This is a genomic window from Sphingosinicella sp. (assembly GCF_052387495.1).
Classification (GTDB): Bacteria; Pseudomonadota; Alphaproteobacteria; order Sphingomonadales; family Sphingomonadaceae; genus Allosphingosinicella.
In genome coordinates this window covers 1-16484 of record NZ_JBQTJC010000001.1, presented here as the reverse complement: position 1 = coordinate 16484, position 16484 = coordinate 1, and the positions used below count along the sequence as shown (strand labels likewise).

Genomic DNA, 16484 nt, shown 5'->3' with positions numbered 1-16484 from the left:
GCTACCTAATGCCGGGGCCGACGCCCGGCCCGACCAGCAAGGCCGATTGCCTCAATCGCCTCTGGGAGCAGATGTGCCGCGACGAGGCCGCCGAGCAGCGCCGCTTCAAGGCGGTCCTGCTCCATGACGCCGAGGACATCGTTCATTCGTCCGAGCTGCGCCTGTTCGACACGCTGATCGAGCGGTTCGACCTCGTCCAGCTTCCCGTCGTGCCGCTGATCGACCCCAATTCGCGCTGGGTCAGCGGCCATTATATCGACGAGTTCCTCGAGGCGCACGGCAAGGAGCTGGTCGTGCGCGAGGCGATCGGCGCCAGCCTGCCGCTCGCCGGGGTCGGCTGCGCGATCTCGCGCGACGCGCTCGAGCGGATCGCGGCCGCGCGCGGCGCGCCGTTCGACCCCGACTGCCTGACCGAGGATTACGAGCTTGGCCTGAGCCTCGGCGCGCTGGGCGGCCGCGCCGCCTTCGTCCGGTTGCCGAGCGGGCCTGGCCGTCCGGCGGTCGCGACGCGCGCCCTCTTCCCCGGCGATCGAAAGGCGGCGATCAACCAGAAGGCGCGCTGGATGACTGGGATCGCCCTGTCGGGTTGGGACCGGCTGGGCTGGACCGGCGGCCTCGCGGAACGCTGGATGCGCCTGCGCGACCGCCAGTCGGTCCTGGCCGCGGTCATTCTCGCCGCTGCTTATCTCGGCCTGCTGCTCTGGGTCGGTCTCTATCTCCTAGAGTGGCTTGGCGTGCGCGAGATGGCGCCTTTCTCGTCCTTTTTCGGCTTTCTCGTGATGGTCAATCTGGCCTTGCTGCTGTGGCGGCTCGGCTGGCGCTACGGCTTCGTCGCGAGCGCCTATGGTTGGCGCGAAGGGCTGCGCGCGCTGCCGCGCGTCGTCGTGAGTAATATCGTGGCGATGGCGGCCGCCCGCCAGGCGATGTTTCGCTATCTCGGCTGCGGCGGCCGCGGCCGGCCGTACTGGGACAAGACCGCGCACGTCTTCCCAAGGCAGCTTCCGGCCGAATGAGGCCCGGCGCGCCGCTGCGCTTCCTGGGCCTGGTGCTGGTCGGCTGGATCGGCCTGCGGGTCGGCGTGCACGCGCCGGAATGGCTGAGCTCGCCCGACCAGGTGACCGCCGATCGAGCCGAACCCACGACCATTCCGGTCCGGCCGCGCGAAGTGACCGCCACGACGTCGCACCTCGCATCGCCCCAGACGAACGCCCGCCCCCCGGTTCTCGCCCAAGCCGGGTCGCCGCCGCGTTCGCGCATCGCGGGCATTGCGCCACCGCTGCCGGCAGGGTCAGCGATCACCTGGTCTGGCACCTCGCCGCAGCCGATCATATACGCGCCCAGCGCCCGCGCTTCCGCACTGACGAACTCGGCACCTCCGTCCGTCTTGCCGCTCCCCCATGGCGAGCGATCCAGATCCTCGCGCTGGTCCGGTTCGGCCTGGTTGCTGCTGCGCCGGGAGGAAGGCACGGCCACGCTGGCGCCGGGCGGGACGCTCGGCGGCAGCCAGGCCGGGGCGCGTCTGCTCTTTCGGCTGAACGACGATACGGCGCGGCCGCTGGCGTTGAGCGCCCGCGCCTACCTGCCGCTGCGGCGCATTGAAGCCGCCGAGGTCGCGCTCGGGCTGGACTGGCAGCCCGCGGCCGGCGTGCCCTTGTACCTGCTCGCCGAGCGGCGGCAGGCGGTCGGGCGCGAAGGCCGGTCGGCGTTCGCGCTTACCCTCCATGGCGGGCACAGCGCCCGGCTCGCCGGCCTGCGCATCGATGCTTACGGTCAGGCCGGCATTGTCGGCCTCCGTTCCCGCGATCTGTTCGTCGACGGCGCCGTGCGAGTTGCCGCGCCGATCGGTCCGGTCGAGCTCGGCGGCGGCCTGTGGGGTGCTGCCCAGCCCGGCGCCGCCCGGCTCGACGCGGGCCCGCAGCTCGCGCTGCCGCTGCGGGCGGGTCGGACCAATTTCCGCCTCGCCGCCGAATATCGTTTCCGCGTCGCCGGCGATGCCGCGCCGGGCTCCGGTCCGGTGCTGACCCTCGGCGCCGGCTTCTGAAGGGCTTAGCCCGACCTTAACCCTTGGCCCTTATCCTCCGCGCCGGATCAAACGGGGGTGAGGCGATGAGCTTTTCCTATGCCGATTTCGCTTCGGCGCTGAAAGCTGGGGCGCGGATTTCCGCCGAGGACGTGCTCGCGGTGCGCCGCTGGGCATGGCCCGACGGCGCCATCTCGGACGCCGAGGCCGAGGCCGTGTTCGAGATCAACCGGCTGGCGCGCGAGGCGGAGCCGGAATGGACCGACTTCTTCGTCGAGGCGATGACCGAATATGTCGTCAACGCGCGGCCGCCCACAGGCTATGTCGACGAGGCGCTCGCGGCCTGGCTGATCGATCAGGTCGAGCGCGACGGCGCCCCGGTCACGGCGATCGAGCTCGCCCTCGTGGTCAGGATCGTCGAGAAGACGCTGAACGCGCCTGCCGCCCTCAAGAGCTGGGCGCTGCGCCAGATCGAGGAATCGGTCGCGCGCGACGGCCGGGTAGGCGAGGACGAGGCCGCGCTGCTGCGTCGGCTGATCTTCGCCGCGGGCGGCGAGGGCGCGCTGATCGTTGGCGCGGACGAGGCGGAAACGCTCTGGCGGTTGAAGGAATCGTGCCGGAACGCGGACAACGCGTCGGGCTGGAAGACCCTGTTCGTCCAGGCGCTCGGCAATCATCTCATGGCCTATTCTTCCTACGCGCCGCTCGAGCGCGCTGAGGCGGCGCGGCTGGAAGCCTTCGTCGACGACCATCGCTCGAGCGTGCTCGGCTTCTTCGCCCGCATGCGCGGCGCGAATCCGCTGACCGAGGCGAAGGGGCTGCTTGACGGGCAGGAGCCGGAGCCCGACCACGACGCCACCGTCGCCGCGGCGAACGCGATCACGCCGCAAGAGAATGACTGGCTCCGCGCCCGGATCGACGCCGATGGCACCCTCGACGACTATGAGGAGGCGCTGCTCGCCTTCGTCGCTGGGGACGAAGGCCGCTAGGCTTCCGCCGCCGGCGCGGGCGGCAGCGTCCAGTCGATCGGGGCGAGGCCGCGGCTTTCGAGGAAGTCGTTCGCCTTCGAGAAATGGCGGCAGCCGAAGAAGCCGCTGTGCGCCGAGAGAGGGCTCGGGTGCGGCGCTTTGAGAACGAGGTGGCGTCCGCCTCTATCGACGCTGTCGACCAAGGCCGCCTTCTTCTGCGCGTAGCTTCCCCAGAGCAGGAACACGACCGGATCGCTCTGCCGGTTGACCGCCGCGATCGCGGCGTTGGTGAAGCGCTCCCAGCCGCGGTCGCGATGGGAGGCAGCCTGGCCCATCCGCACGGTGAGGACGCTGTTCAGGAGGAGGACGCCCTGCTTCGCCCAATGCTCCAGGAAGCCGTGCCGCGCGGGCGGGATGCCGAGATCGGTTTCCAGCTCCTTGTAGATGTTGACGAGGCTCGGCGGCAGCCGCGTGTCGTGGCGGACGCTGAAGCAGAGCCCGTGCGCCTGCCCCGGCCCGTGATAGGGATCCTGGCCGAGGATGACGACGCGGACCTCGCCGAGCGGGGTCAGGTCGAGCGCGCGAAACCATTCGCCGCCCTTCGGGAAGATGCGCCGCCCCGCCGCTTTCTCGGCGAGCAGGAACGTTCGCAGCTCGGCCATATACGGCTGCTCGAATTCTCCCTTGAGAGGCGCGAGCCAGCTTTCGTGCAGGCGGATCTCCCCCATTCGCCTATCATGCACTTGCCGGCGCCAATGAAAAGGGCGCCCCCAGCCGGGAGCGCCCTTTGCCGTCTTGCTGACCCGAGAGCTACATGCCGTTGACGCTGCTCGGCGTTGCGATGTTCTCCATCGCGTCGGCGCGCGCCTCGCCGGCATCGCGGACCGCCTCGGCCTGGTTCTCGGTCGCCCCAAGGATATTCTCCGCCATATTCTGGCCCTGCTCCTCGAGATAGTCGGCCTGGTTGTCTGCCGTGTCGCGGATATTCTCCGCGGCATTCTCGGCCGGCGTGTTGCCGCCGCAGGCGGCGAGCATCAGGAGGCCGGCGGTCGCAGCGCTCTGGATCAGAAGCTTCATGAAGAAACACCCCTCTGTTGACGAAAGTCAGGCACGCGCGCGCGCCTTCGAACGCCGCAGCGATGCGGCGAAGGCGAACAAAGCGCGAGACGGGGAAAAGGTTCCCTCAGCGCCGCCGGCGCTGCGCCGCCCGCCAACGACGCACCGCGTCGAGCGTGTTAGTGACATGATTGCGCCAGTCCATGTCGGTGTAGGCGTAGATGATCCGGCCGTTGGGGGCGATGACGTAGGAGGTGCGGCTGGTCATCGGCGAGCCCTCGCGCAGCCGCACGTCATAGACGCGGATCGTGTCCGCGCTCGCGGTCGCCACCGGAAAAGCGTTGCGGCAGGCCTCGACCGAGAAGCGGCGCAAAGTCTCGTAATCGTCCGCCGACATGCCGATCACCCGCGCGCCGTGGCGGCGGAACTCGGCTGCGGCCTGCGAAAAGGCATTGGCCTCAAGCGTGCAGCCCTCGGTGAAGGCGCGCGGATAGAAATAGAGCACCACCGGGCCATGGCGAAGTTGCTGGCGCAAGTGCATCCGGAACGGCCGCCCGGCGAGCGCGCCGGTGGTGGTGAAATCGGGTGCCGCGGCGCCGGTCGGCAGCGCGGGAATCGCGGCGGCGGGGAGGAGGGCAAGGCCCAGAGCGAGAAGCGGAGCGAGCATGCGCATGGCGGCGTCTCCAAGTGACTGGGCGCCTAGGATAGAGGCAAAGCCGCCCTGCTTCCAGCCGCCTAGGCACTGGAAGCCGGCGCGCCGCAATCGTCGCAGCCGGCGGGCGCCTCCAGCTCGATCTGGATGGTGACATGGCCGATGCCATAATGATCGTGCATCAGCCGTTGCGCGCGGGCGAGGAAGTCGTTCCCGGGATGGCCGCTGGTCATCACGAGATGCGCCGTCATCACCGTCTCGGTCGTCCCGTTCGGCCAGATGTGGAGATCGTGGACCGCGGCGACGCCGGGCAGGCGCAGCAAAGCCGCTTCGACATGCTCGCTGTCGATCCCTTCCGGCACCGCGCCCATCGACATGAACACCGACTGGCGCAGTAGATCCCAGGTGTTGGCGAAGATGATCGCCGCGATGATCAGACTAATCGCCGAGTCGATCCAGTCGGCGCCGGTCCACAGGATCAACAAGCCAGCCGCGACAACTCCGGCCGAGACGCCCGCGTCCGCGGCCATATGGAGATAGGCGCCGCGGATGTTGAGATCGCCCTTGCGCCCGCGCGCGAACAGCATCGCGGTGCCGAGGTTGATGACCACGCCGATCGCGGCGACCGCGATCATCGGCCCGCCCTGCGCGGGCGGCGGGTCGGCGAAGCGGCTCACCGCCTCCGCCGCGATCGCGCCCAAAGCGACGAGCAGCAGCACCGCATTGCCGAGCGAGGCGAGGATCGAGGCGCCGCGATAGCCCCAGGTGAAGCGCCGGGTCGGCGGCCGCTTCGACAGGCCCGCGCCGACCCAGGCGACGGCGAGCCCGACCACGTCCGAGAAATTGTGCCCCGCGTCGGCGAGCAGGGCCATCGAATCGAAGATGATGCCGGCGGTGGCTTCGACGAGCACGAACAGGCTGTTGAGTCCGATCCCGATCGCGAAGGCGCGGCCGAAATCGGCGGGGCCGTGAGGGTGACCGTCATGATGGTGGTGATGCCCGGCCACGCCGCTCTCCGCTAAGCGATTCGGCCCTGCCTAACCCACGAGACGCGGGTGATGCTAGCGCATGGGCGTCGGCTCAGGCGTTGAGCACGCCGTCGAGCACGGAGGCCGAGAGGTACAGCCGCTCGCGGACATGGCCGGGAAGCAGATCGGCGAGCAGCCGGTCGAAGCCGGGCCGGTCGCCCCGGCCCGCGACGCGGACCATTTCGACCGCGAGCGCCTCGTCATGGCTGAGCCGCGGGCAGCAGGGCGCCGCCGCGCAGAAGGGATCGGGCCAGGCCGCGCCGATCTCCTCCAGCAGAAGATGGAGATGCGCCGCCGCCCGCGCCGAGCCCAGCCGCTCGCCCACCGCGCGCAACGGGCATCGGCCCATTTTCCCCATCATGATCCAGAGGCGCAGGCCCGCGACGAGCTGCGCCTCGGGCGGCGCGAGCGACCTGAGGCAGGGCGTACGGGCGAGCGATTCGGCGAGCATCAGGTCCTCCTGATGCTCGCTTATTGCAAATGCGTTGCAACAGCAAGAAAGCTTAGATGATCATCGCTGGGTGACGATTCCCAGCAGGATGCGCATCGGCCCGTCCCTCCCTGTCGCCGCGGCGTTGCGCGGCATCGTCGCTATAAGCGAATCCAGGCGCGCCAAACGGAGGCGAGGGCGTTGCCAAGCGGGTGCGACTGGTTCATGGGGCGGCGCATGCTTTCTCAACGGACGCGGTATACAATCCGGGCCCTCCTGCACCTCGCCGACCGCTATGGTGAAGGACCGGTCCAGCTCGGCGAGATCGCCGAGGCGCAGAACCTGCCGGCCAAGTTCCTGACCGTGATCCTCTCCCAGATGCGCCGGGCCGGGCTGGTCGAGACGATGCGCGGGCGCGAGGGCGGCTATTGGCTGGCGCGCGAACCTTCCTCGATCAGCTATGGCGAGATCGTTAGGCTGACCCGGGGCTCATTGGGCCTGCTCCCCTGCGCCAGCCGCCTCGCTTACGAGCGCTGCAAGAATTGCATCAGCGAGGACAAGTGCCGGCTGCATCGGGCGATGCTCATGGTCCGCGACGAGACCGCGCGCATCCTCGACGGTCTGACCCTTGCCGATCCGGTGGTGCTTCCGCCCGAGCCGGCGGAGACTGCGTGAGCGCACGCCATGTCGCGATCGTCGGCGCGGGCCTTTCGGGCGCGCTTCAGGCGATCCACCTCGCCCGGGCCGGTGCGCGCGCCACCCTGATCGAGCGCGAGCACGTGCCCGGACGCGGCGTCGCCTACGGGACCAACCGCCCCGAGCATCTCCTCAACGTGCCCGCGCGGCGGATGAGCGGCCTCGCCGAGGATGTCGACCATTTCACCCGCTGGTGGGCGGCGCGCGGCGGCGACGAGGAGAGCTATGCGCCGCGCATGGTCTTTGGCGGCTATGTCCGCGAATTGCTCGCCGAAGTGGGAGCAGCCGTGGAGATCGTCCTGGGAGACGCCGTCGATGTCGAACCTGGCGAGCGGGTCAGGCTTGCCGACGGGCGGACGATCGGGGCGGACGCCGTCATCCTCGCGCCCGGCAATCTGCGGCCGGCGCTGCCCGGGCGGATCGATACGGAGGCGCTCGGCGATGCTTGGGTGGGCGATCCCTGGGCAGGCGACTTCATCGCCGGGCTCGGCCCGGACGACATGATCGTGCTGCTCGGTACCGGTCTCACCGCGGTTGACGTCGCGCTGACCCTCGACGCGCGCGGCTTCGGCGGGCGCGTCCTCGCGCTCTCCCGCCGCGGCCTGGCGCCGCGCGCGCACGAGTCGCGCGAGCCGATGGTCGCGCCGCAGGAGGAGTTGCCGGAAACCTGCGTCGGCCTGCTCCGGCGCATCCGCCGCCGCTCGGCCGAGATCGGCTGGCGCAGCGCCGTCCACGAGTTGAGGAGTGTCACCCAAGGCCTCTGGCGTGGCGCGCCGCTCGCCGAGCGCCGTCGGTTCCTGCGTCATCTCCGCCCCTGGTGGGATGTCCACAGGCACCGCATCGCCCCCACCGTCGGCGCGACCATCGACCGGATGCAGTCGGCGGGCCGGCTGGCCTTCGCGGCGGGCAAGATCGTCTCGATCGCTCCCGACGGGGAGGTCGTCAGCCTGGGATGGCGGCCGCGCGGCAGCGATGCGGTCGAGAGTGTCTCCGCGCGCAAGGTCGTCAATTGCACCGGCCCGGAGCTCGACATCATCCGCGCTGGCGAGCCCCTGTTCGACGCGCTGGTCGCCGCTGGCCGGATTCGTCCCGACGTCTGCCGGATCGGCATCGACGTCGACGAGGAGCTGCGCGCGATCGGGGCCGACGGCCGTTCGTCCGAGACCTTGTTCGCGATCGGTCCGATGACCCGCGGCGCTTTCTGGGAGAGCATCGCGGTGCCCGACATTCGCGGCCAGGCGGCGCGGCTGGCTAGGCGGGTGACCGCCTAGAGAAGAATCCGGAAGAGGGCGCCCCCCCCTTGCGCGTCGTCGATGCTGATCGACCCGCGATGGGCGAGCACGACCTGACGGGCCAGGCTGAGCCCCACTCCCGTTCCTTTCGCCTTGGTGGTGAAGAAGGGGAGGAAGATGTCCTGCCTGAGGCCGGCGGGGACGCCGGGGCCGTTGTCCGCCACCTCGATCTGGGTGCGGCCGGAGCGAGTCCGGTGGATGCTCAGGGCGACGCGCGGCTCGGCGGTATGGCTGCGGGCCGCCTCGGCCGCGTTGCGCAGCAGGTTGATCAGCACCTGGCTGAGCAGGTCCGGATCGGCGTCGAGCGGCGGCATGTTGGCTTCGAGGCCGAGCTCGAACGCGACCCCCTCGGCCTGGGCGCCGGCGCGGAAGAGCGCCTCCAGCTCGGCCGCCCAGGCGGCGACCTCGATCGGCCGCCGTCGCACCTCGGGCGCGCGGCTGATCTGGCGGTAGCTCTCGACGAAATGCATTACCCCGTCGGCGCGCCGCGCCAAGGTCTCCACCGCCGAGCGCGCGTCCGACACGGCCGGATCACCGCCCTTGTCGACCTCGCGCATCAGGTCGGCGGCGCTGTGCGCGAGGCTGGTGACCGGCGTCATCGAGTTCATGATCTCGTGCGTGAGGACTCGGATCAGGTCGCTCTGCGCGGCGATCTCGATCGCGTTCAATTCGCCCTGGATCGGCTGCACCGCGACCACCCGGACGAGCCCGCCCAGCCGGTGGACGACGGCGGCGCTGACCAGCATCGTCTGCGGTACGCCGTCGCTCATCAACGGCACCAGTCGCGGCCGCTTGACCGCGCCGCCCTCGAGCGCATCGGCGAAGGCGTCGCCATATTCGCGGAAGTCCTCGACCCGCACGCCATGGTGGCGGATCAGCAGCCGCCGCGCCGCCTTGTTGGCGAGCTCGACCCGGCCCTCCCCGTCGACGGTGAGCAAGGCGGTCGGCGCGTCGTCGAGCACGGCTTCGTAGAAGCGGTTGGTGTCGATCAGCTTGTGCTTGTCGTCGCGCATGCGCTTGATGGCTTCGCCGAGGATGTCGCCCAGCTCCGCGAAGCCGCTGCCGTCGAAGCGGTGGCCGAAGCCCTGGCTGAAATCCGCGAACTTCACCGCGTCGATGAAGCACGCCAGCTCCATGTTGGTGCGCTGGATATAGCGCCAGAGCCAGGCGGCGGCGGCGACGACGATCAGCCCGGCGACGATCCGCGCCGCGCCGAGCCCCGGCGTCCCCATCGCCAGCACCAAGGCGAAGACCGCCGCCACGAGCAGCGCCAGCCGCAGCGCCAGCCCGAGCAGGAAGCGGTGGCGCCAGCGCACCCTAAAGACCGTGCTTTTCCATGCGGCGGTAGAGCGACGCGCGGGTGAGGCCCAGTTCGGCGGCGGCGAGCGAGATGTTGTAACTGTGCTTCTTCAGCGCCTGCTCGACGATCGCTTTTTCGGCCCGCTCGAGGTTGAGGTCGTCGCGCGCCGGGTCGGCCTGAGTCGCCTGCGGGCGGGGCGCCGGAATCGCCCGCGACAGCGAGAAATCCTCGGCGGTGAAGGCGTCGCCGTCGGCCAGGATCACCGCCCGCTCGGCGGCATGGCGCAATGCGCGAACATTGCCAGGCCAGTCATAGCCTTCGAGCGCGGCGGCGACCTCGGCTGGTATCGCGCGCGCGGGCTTGCCGTATTTCCTGGCGTAAAGCGCGACGAAGTGCTCGATCAGGACGCCGATGTCCTCGTGCCGCTCGCGCAGCGGCGGCAGCTCGATCTCAACCGTGTTCAGGCGGAACAGGAGATCCTGGCGGAAGCGGCTCTCGTCGGCGAGCTGGTCGGGGGGGCAATTGGTGGCGGCGATCACTCGGACGTCGATCGGCACCGGCTTGTTGCCGCCGACCGGGATCACCTGCCTCTGCTCGAGCGCGGTCAGCAATTTGGGCTGGAGATGGAGCGGCAAATTGCCGATTTCGTCGAGGAAGAGGGTGCCGCCGTTCGCCGCCTGCATGCGGCCGATCCGGTCGCCCTTGGCGTCGGTGAAGGCGCCCTTCACATGGCCGAACAGCTCGCTCTCGAACAGGCTCTCGGCGACCGCGCCGAGATCGACCGTGACCAGAACATTGTCGGCGCGGCGCGAATGGCGGTGCAGCTCGCGCGCGACCAGCTCCTTGCCGGTGCCGTTCTCGCCGAGAATCAGGACATTGGCCTCGGTCGGCGCGGCCCGCTCGATCAGCGAATAGACCCGAGCCATTGCCGGCGAGCGCCCGAGTAGGGGGATGTCACCGCCCGCGGCCGGCGCACCGATCGCCGCGGAGCGCTTGCGCTCGGTCACCGCTTCCTCGCGCGATGTGCGCAACGCGGCGGCGGTGCGGACGGTGGCGAGCAGGCGCTCGTTCGACCATGGCTTGGATACGAAGTCGGTGGCGCCGCGCTTCATCGCCTCGACCGCGACCGAAACGCCGGCATGGGCGGTGATCATCACCACCACCGCCTGCGGGTCGCGCTTCAATATCTCGGCGAGCCAGTGGAAGCCCTCGGCGGCATTGGTCGCGCCGCGGCCGAAATTGGCGTCGAGCAGGACGACGTCGGGCAGCTCCTCGTCCATCGCCTGCAAGGCGTCCTCGGGCGACTGGAAATCGGCCACCTCGCGGAACAGGTCGCGCAACAGCAGCCGCGCCGACAACAGGATGTCCGGATCGTCGTCGATGATGATGCAGCGCCCGAAGCGCCTGGTTTGCGTCACGTGAGCCCTCCCGTGTCCGTCCGATAATGGACAATCAATAACCGTGCCAGAGCCCGTCCGATTGCGTTCGCGGGCGGACATTGTTGTTCGATTGCGGACAGCGGGCAGTCGGAGCCCGCCGGCGCGGCGGGCCAAGGAAATGGCGGATTTCTGGGTTTTTTATCGGTTGGCACGGCTCATGCTGATCGTTCGGCACAGGGGTAATTCGCGTCAGGGAGAATGACGATGGCAAAGTTCGAAGCGATGGCCTTCACGGTCGGTTTCATCCTCACCGGCTTCCTCTCGCTCGCGGCGGTGCCGCTTGCCTAAGTCGGGAAAGGTGTGCGGTGGCGGACAGGAGCTGTCCGGTTTCGGACAGTTCGCCGCCGCCGCATATCGAGGGGAGCAGATTTGAATGAGCGTGGTGCGGATGTCCAAGCCTGAGGGTCCGGCGACCGGCGGCGCGATGGATCGCGTGGTCGAGAAGAAGGGCCTGTCCAACAAGGTGAAGCTCGGCATCGCCGTAGCGGGCGCGATCCTGCTCGTCGCGCTCTTCTGGTATTTCGCGCCCAACTCGAACAGCCAGACGATCGAGAGCGCGCGAGTCACGATCTCCACCGTCGAGCGCGGCCGCTTCGACGATTTCCTGCCGCTTCGCGCGCGGGTCGAGCCTTCGGTCACCGTTTTCCTCGACGCGGTCGAGGGCGGCCGGGTCGAGCGCATCCTGGTCGAGGACGGCGCGCTGGTCAGCCAGGGCCAGCTCCTCGCGGTACTGTCGAACGCGGACCTGCAGCTGAACGTGCTCGCGCGGCAGACCGAGGTCATCCAGCAGATCAACTCGATGCGCAGCCAGGAGCTCGCGCTCAACCAGACACGCCTCAACAACGAGCGCGCGCTGATCGAGGCCGACCTCGCCACCCGGACGGCGCGCCGGCAATCTGAGGTGCAGCGTCCTCTCGCCGAGCGTGGCTTCGTCGCCGGCCGCACCATGGCCGACACCCGCGACCTTTACGAAGCCAATCGCCGCCGCAGCGAGGTCCTCCGGCGCCAGCGCGCGACCGACGAGCGGCTGCAATCGACCCAGCTCGCGCAGCTGCGCGAGTCGGCCGGCGCGCTCAACACCAGCCTGGACATCGCCCGGCAGAGCCTCGATTCGCTGAACCTGCGCGCCCCGGTCGCCGGTCAGCTCACCTCCTTCTCGATCCAAATCGGCCAGTCATTGAACCGCGGCGAGCGGCTCGGCCAGATCGACAGCGCCGGGCGCAACAAATTGCGCGCGCAGGTCGACGAATTCTATCTCGGCCGGGTCAGCGAGGGCCAGATCGCCAATGCCGAGGTCGGCGGCCGTCCGGCGCGCCTGCGGGTCAGCAAAATCTACCCGCAGGTTCGCAACGGCGCGTTCGAGATCGACCTCGAATTCGTCGGACAGGCGCCGCCCGATCTGCAGCGCGGCCAGACCGTCCAGGTCCGCCTGACGCTGGGCGATCCGGCGCCGGCTTTGCTGATCCCCAACGGCGCCTTCTACAACGAGACCGGCGGCAATTGGGTGTTCGTGGTCGCGCCGGACGGACGCAGCGCCGTCCGCCGCCAGGTCCGGCTGGGCCGCCGCAACGCCGATCATATCGAAGTGCTCGAAGGGCTGGAGCCCGGCGAGCGCGTCATCACCTCGCCTTACACCGGCTTCGCCGAGCGCGACCGACTGAGCTTGAGCGGACAATGAGTGGGCAATGAAGGGAGCATTTCAATGCTGAGCATGCGTAATCTTTCGCGGGTCTACCGCACCGACACGGTCGAGACGACCGCGCTCGACGGCATCTTCCTCGACGTCGAGGACGGCGAGTTCGTCGCGATCATGGGCCCGTCGGGCTGCGGCAAATCGACCCTGCTCAACGTGATCGGCATGCTCGACAGCCCCACCGGGGGCTCTTACGTCTTCAACGGCACCGAGGTCGCCGGGCTCTCCGAATCCAAGCTCGCGGATTTCCGCAAGCGGAACATCGGCTTCATCTTCCAGTCGTTCAATCTCGTCGACGAGCTCAGCGTCCGCGAGAATATCGAGCTTGCGCTGCTCTACCACAACGTCCCCGCGGGCGAGCGGCGCACCCGGGTCGACGAGGTGATGGACAAGGTGGGTATCGCCCACCGCGCCAAGCACCGTCCGTCGCAATTGTCTGGCGGACAGCAGCAGCGTGTCGCCGTCGCCCGGGCCCTTGTCGCCAGTCCCAAGCTCATCCTCGCCGACGAGCCGACCGGCAATCTCGACACCGCCCATGGCGAAGAGGTGATGAAGATGCTCCAGGCGCTCAACGCCGAGGGCTCGACCATCTGCATGGTCACCCATTCGCCGGCCCATGCCGACTATGCCGGGCGCGTCGTCAACATGCTCGACGGCCGCATCCTGATCGAGCACCGGCGGGCCGCCTGATGCGTCCCGCGGTGCTCCTCCTTCTGCCGCTCGTCGCCGTGGCGACCCCCTCGGCGGCGGGCGCGCAGGCGCGGCAGCAAGCGACCGTGCTGATGTCGGAGGACGAGGGCGAGCGCGGTTTCCAGGAGCGGACCGGCTATGCCGACGCGGTCATCGCCGGCGACACCATCTATCTGTCCGGCGTCGTCGTCGGGCAGCGCGAGGGCGAGGCGCTCGATGCCGCCTACGACCGCGCCTATCGCCGGATCGGCGCGATCCTCGCGCGGGCCGGGGCAGGCTGGGACGATGTCGTCGACATGACCAGCTACCACACGGACATCAGTGCCCAGTTCGAGGCGATGACGGCGGTCCACCGGCGCTTCGTCAATCCGCCCTTCCCGGCCTGGACGGCGATCGACGTCGATCGCCTGATTCCCGAGCGGGGCATCACCGAAATCAAGATCGTCGCGCGGCGTCCCGCCGCGGCGGCGCGCAACTGAAGATCGAGAGGAAGCGGCCATGTGGCGCAATTATTTCACGGTCGGCGTCAGAGCCCTGGTCAAGAACAAGACCTATGCCTTCATCAACATCTTCGGCCTCGGCGTCGGCCTCGCCGCCTGCCTGATGCTGCTCCTCTACGTCCGCTACGAGACGAGCTACGACGCGTGGCTCCCCAATGCGGAGAATGTCTACCAGTTCCAGAGCCACTACCGGAACAAGCAGACCGGCGAGGAACTGCGGCTCCAGATGACCTCCTATGTCGCCGGGCAGCGGCTGAAGTCGGATTTCCCCCAGGTCGATCGCATGGTCTATGTCGGCTCGAGCGGGCCGGTGATCATGCGCGGCGGCGAGGCGCTGCCGACCGAGGACGCGCTGCTCGTCGACAACCTGTTCTTCGACGTGCTGCAATTCCCGTTTGTCCACGGCGATCCCCAGAACGCGCTGTCGCGGCCCGGCACCGTGGTGCTGACGCAAAGCGAGGCGCGCCGCATCTTCGGGCGCGAGGATGTCGTCGGCCAGACGCTGACCCTGGTCTCACGCGGCGACTCCACCGACTACCGGATCACCGGCATTGCCCGCGATCTCCCGCGCAACAGCCACGTCCGCTTCACCATCGTCGCGCGCGTCGACATGCAGAGCTACTGGGCGGACAATCCGGACTTCCTGACCAGCTGGGGCTGGCAGTCGGGCTGGTATTATTTCACCCTCCGCCCCGGCAGCGATCCCGCCGCGATCCAGGCGGCGCTGCCAGCCTGGGAACGGCGCAACATCGAGGACCAGATCTTCGGCAACCAGCGCACCAACCAGGGCGACGATCAGGATTGGCGGGTCGCCAACATCCGCGACGTGCATCTCGGCGACGCCCAGGCGGGCACGATGACGTCCGGCAACGACCAGCGCACGATCGTCACCTTCACGATCATCGCCTTCCTCATCCTGGCGATGGCCTGCGTCAACTTCACCAATCTCGCCACAGCGCGCGCCGGCCAGCGCGCGCGCGAGGTCGCCCTGCGCAAGGTGCTTGGCGCCAACCGCAAGCAGCTCGTAACCCAGTTCCTAGCGGAATCGGTACTGATCGCCGGCATCGCCATGCTGTTCGCGCTGGCGATGGTCGAGCTCCTGCTGCCGATCCTCTCTGACTTTCTCGATGCTGATTTGGCGATGCGCTATTTCGGCGCGGGCGGAATGCTGCTGCCGATCATCGGCCTCACCCTGCTGGTCGGCGCGGCCGGTGGCATCTATCCGGCCTTCTACCTGAGCCGCTTCCAGCCGGCCCAGGTGCTGAAGGCGAACAAGTCGACGGCCGAGGCGGCCGGGTCCGGGCGGCTGCGCAACGCGCTCGTCATCGGCCAGTTCGCGGTTTCGATCGGCCTCATCATCTGCACCGCGGTGGTCTACGCGCAGACCGTTTACGCGCGCACCGCCGATCCGGGCTATCGCCGCGACGGATTGGTCCAGATCGAGAATCTCGGCCGGCGCCAGCTGATGGATCGATCCGACACGATCGTCGAGACGATGCGGCGCGTGCCAGGCGTCACCGCGGTTGGCCGGTCGAGCATCGGCGTCGCCACGGGAAGCAGCACCAACACCGGCGTGCAGGTGCCCGGGCAGACCGAGCCGGTCGACATCGGCACCTACGGCATCGACCCGCAATTCTTCGAGACGATGGGGATCGAGCTCGTCGCCGGGCGGCTGTTCGACGAGAATCGCCCGGGCGACTTTGTGAACCTGCCCTTCCCGCAATCGGACGAGGCCGAGCGGGCGCTGGTCGCGCGCGGCGCCAACATCGTCATCAACGAGCTCGCGGCGCGACGCATGGGCTGGCGGAATCCGGCCGACGCGGTGGGGCAGCTCGTCCGGGTCGCTTTCGTCGATCCGGAGAATGGCGGCGTCGTTCCGACCCGGATCATCGGGGTGGTGCGCGACTCCCGCTTCCGCTCGATCCGCCAGCCGATCGACCCAATCATGTTCTCCTGGAACCCGGTGGCCGCCAACACCTTGCTGGTCCGCCACGACGGCAGTGATCCGCAGGCCACGATGCAGCGGATCGAGCAGGCCTGGAAGCAGCTCGCCCCCGACGTGCCGTTCGACGGCGAGTATAGCGAGGCGCGCGTCGCCGAGCTTTATGAGGCCGAGGCCGCGCGGGCGCAGGTCTTCGCCGGCTTCGCTTTGCTCGCCGTGATCGTCGCCTGCCTCGGCCTGTTCGGTCTGGCGGCTTTCACCGCCGAGCGGCGCACCAAGGAGATCGGCATCCGCAAGGTCCTGGGCGCGCGGACGCGGGACATCGTGCGGCTGCTCGCCTGGCAATTCTCGAAGCCGGTGATCATCGCCAATCTGATCGCCTGGCCAGTCGCCTGGTGGGCGATGCGCGAATGGCTGAACACGTTCGATGCGCGCATCGACCTGGGGCCCGCGCCCTTCGTGATCGCCGGCCTGATCGCGCTGATCATCGCGATCGGGACCATCGCCGGCCATGCGTTCAGGGTGGCGCGGGCCAATCCGATCGTCGCGCTGAGATACGAGTGAGAACGCTCGTCGAAGCCTGGCGTGCGTCCGCCGAAAATGGAGCGCCGCCCGGACGGCGTGAAGACAGGATAAGGATGCGATGACAACGACCCTCGTTCTTGCCGCGACGTCTCTGGCAATCACCGCGATGCTCTGCTTCGCGGGCCTCAGCGCCTGGCGCGGCTGGCTGGAGCTGAAGCGGCTCGAGCTGGCCCGCCGCGACGAGGGGGACGAA

Annotated in this window: 16 protein-coding genes; 9 read left to right on the top strand and 7 right to left on the bottom strand. The window is 68.9% G+C overall.

The window, feature by feature from the left end; genetic code table 11:
• Positions 1-8: 8 nt before the first annotated feature.
• The 3 genes from ACT4N8_RS00080 (at position 9) to ACT4N8_RS00070 (ending at position 3009) form a co-directional block, all read left to right on the top strand.
• Positions 9-1013, top strand: coding sequence for a glycosyltransferase family 2 protein (locus ACT4N8_RS00080; RefSeq protein ID WP_444856089.1), 1005 nt, complete (start codon positions 9-11; stop codon positions 1011-1013).
• Positions 1010-2041 (top strand): hypothetical protein, encoded by a 1032-nt coding sequence (locus ACT4N8_RS00075; protein ID WP_444856088.1) that lies wholly within the window; start codon positions 1010-1012, stop codon positions 2039-2041. Before ACT4N8_RS00080 ends, ACT4N8_RS00075 begins: the two co-directional genes overlap by 4 nt.
• 65 nt (positions 2042-2106) lie before the next feature.
• The gene (locus ACT4N8_RS00070; RefSeq protein ID WP_444856087.1) at positions 2107-3009 is read left to right on the top strand and encodes a hypothetical protein; all 903 of its coding nucleotides are present in this window, start codon (positions 2107-2109) and stop codon (positions 3007-3009) included.
• On the opposite strand, the gene ung is transcribed toward ACT4N8_RS00070, so the two are convergent.
• The 5 genes from ung to ACT4N8_RS00045 all read right to left on the bottom strand — a co-directional run bounded on the left by ung (position 3006) and on the right by ACT4N8_RS00045 (position 6175).
• A complete protein-coding gene (gene ung, locus ACT4N8_RS00065) occupies positions 3006-3716 on the bottom strand; it encodes a uracil-DNA glycosylase (RefSeq protein WP_444856086.1) in 711 nt (236 codons plus the stop codon). The two genes, ACT4N8_RS00070 and ung, sit on opposite strands and share 4 nt — an antisense overlap.
• A gap of 82 nt (positions 3717-3798) precedes the next feature.
• Positions 3799-4065: a hypothetical protein gene (locus ACT4N8_RS00060; RefSeq protein ID WP_444856085.1), complete on the bottom strand. Its 267-nt coding sequence runs from the start codon at positions 4063-4065 to the stop codon at positions 3799-3801.
• A gap of 106 nt (positions 4066-4171) precedes the next feature.
• Positions 4172-4717, bottom strand: coding sequence for a peroxiredoxin (locus ACT4N8_RS00055; protein WP_444856084.1), 546 nt, complete (start codon positions 4715-4717; stop codon positions 4172-4174).
• A gap of 62 nt (positions 4718-4779) precedes the next feature.
• Positions 4780-5703, bottom strand: a complete 924-nt coding sequence (locus ACT4N8_RS00050; RefSeq protein ID WP_444856083.1) for a cation diffusion facilitator family transporter — start codon at positions 5701-5703, stop codon at positions 4780-4782.
• Positions 5704-5776: 73 nt separating this feature from the next.
• The gene (locus ACT4N8_RS00045) at positions 5777-6175 is read right to left on the bottom strand and encodes an addiction module antidote protein (RefSeq protein WP_444856082.1); all 399 of its coding nucleotides are present in this window, start codon (positions 6173-6175) and stop codon (positions 5777-5779) included.
• A gap of 216 nt (positions 6176-6391) precedes the next feature.
• On the opposite strand from ACT4N8_RS00045, the gene ACT4N8_RS00040 reads away from it, so the two are divergent.
• Together ACT4N8_RS00040 and ACT4N8_RS00035 are read left to right on the top strand one after the other, a co-directional pair.
• The gene (locus tag ACT4N8_RS00040; RefSeq protein ID WP_444856081.1) at positions 6392-6829 is read left to right on the top strand and encodes an RrF2 family transcriptional regulator; all 438 of its coding nucleotides are present in this window, start codon (positions 6392-6394) and stop codon (positions 6827-6829) included.
• The gene (locus ACT4N8_RS00035; protein WP_444856080.1) at positions 6826-8121 is read left to right on the top strand and encodes an FAD/NAD(P)-binding protein; all 1296 of its coding nucleotides are present in this window, start codon (positions 6826-6828) and stop codon (positions 8119-8121) included. The genes ACT4N8_RS00040 and ACT4N8_RS00035 overlap by 4 nt, the downstream gene beginning before the upstream one ends.
• Here ACT4N8_RS00035 and ACT4N8_RS00030 read toward each other — a convergent pair.
• Together ACT4N8_RS00030 and ACT4N8_RS00025 are read right to left on the bottom strand one after the other, a co-directional pair.
• Positions 8118-9458, bottom strand: coding sequence for a sensor histidine kinase (locus ACT4N8_RS00030; protein WP_444856079.1), 1341 nt, complete (start codon positions 9456-9458; stop codon positions 8118-8120). The genes ACT4N8_RS00035 and ACT4N8_RS00030 overlap by 4 nt on opposite strands.
• A 1-nt stretch (position 9459) precedes the next feature.
• On the bottom strand, positions 9460-10860 hold the full coding sequence (locus tag ACT4N8_RS00025) for a sigma-54-dependent transcriptional regulator (protein ID WP_444856078.1): 1401 nt from the start codon (positions 10858-10860) through the stop codon (positions 9460-9462).
• A gap of 409 nt (positions 10861-11269) precedes the next feature.
• Between ACT4N8_RS00025 and ACT4N8_RS00020 the strand changes: the two genes are divergently transcribed.
• From ACT4N8_RS00020 to ACT4N8_RS00005, 4 genes are read left to right on the top strand one after another with little or no spacing between them, the layout of a single operon-like run.
• Entirely contained in the window at positions 11270-12559 is a 1290-nt protein-coding gene (locus ACT4N8_RS00020) for an efflux RND transporter periplasmic adaptor subunit (protein WP_444856077.1), read from the top strand.
• A gap of 24 nt (positions 12560-12583) precedes the next feature.
• On the top strand, positions 12584-13264 hold the full coding sequence (locus ACT4N8_RS00015) for an ABC transporter ATP-binding protein (RefSeq protein WP_444856076.1): 681 nt from the start codon (positions 12584-12586) through the stop codon (positions 13262-13264).
• Positions 13264-13743 carry a Rid family hydrolase gene (locus ACT4N8_RS00010; protein WP_444856075.1) on the top strand — a complete coding sequence of 160 codons (480 nt, stop codon included), beginning with the start codon at positions 13264-13266 and terminating at the stop codon, positions 13741-13743. Before ACT4N8_RS00015 ends, ACT4N8_RS00010 begins: the two co-directional genes overlap by 1 nt.
• A gap of 19 nt (positions 13744-13762) precedes the next feature.
• A complete protein-coding gene (locus tag ACT4N8_RS00005; protein WP_444856074.1) occupies positions 13763-16270 on the top strand; it encodes an ABC transporter permease in 2508 nt (835 codons plus the stop codon).
• Positions 16271-16484: the final 214 nt, after the last annotated feature.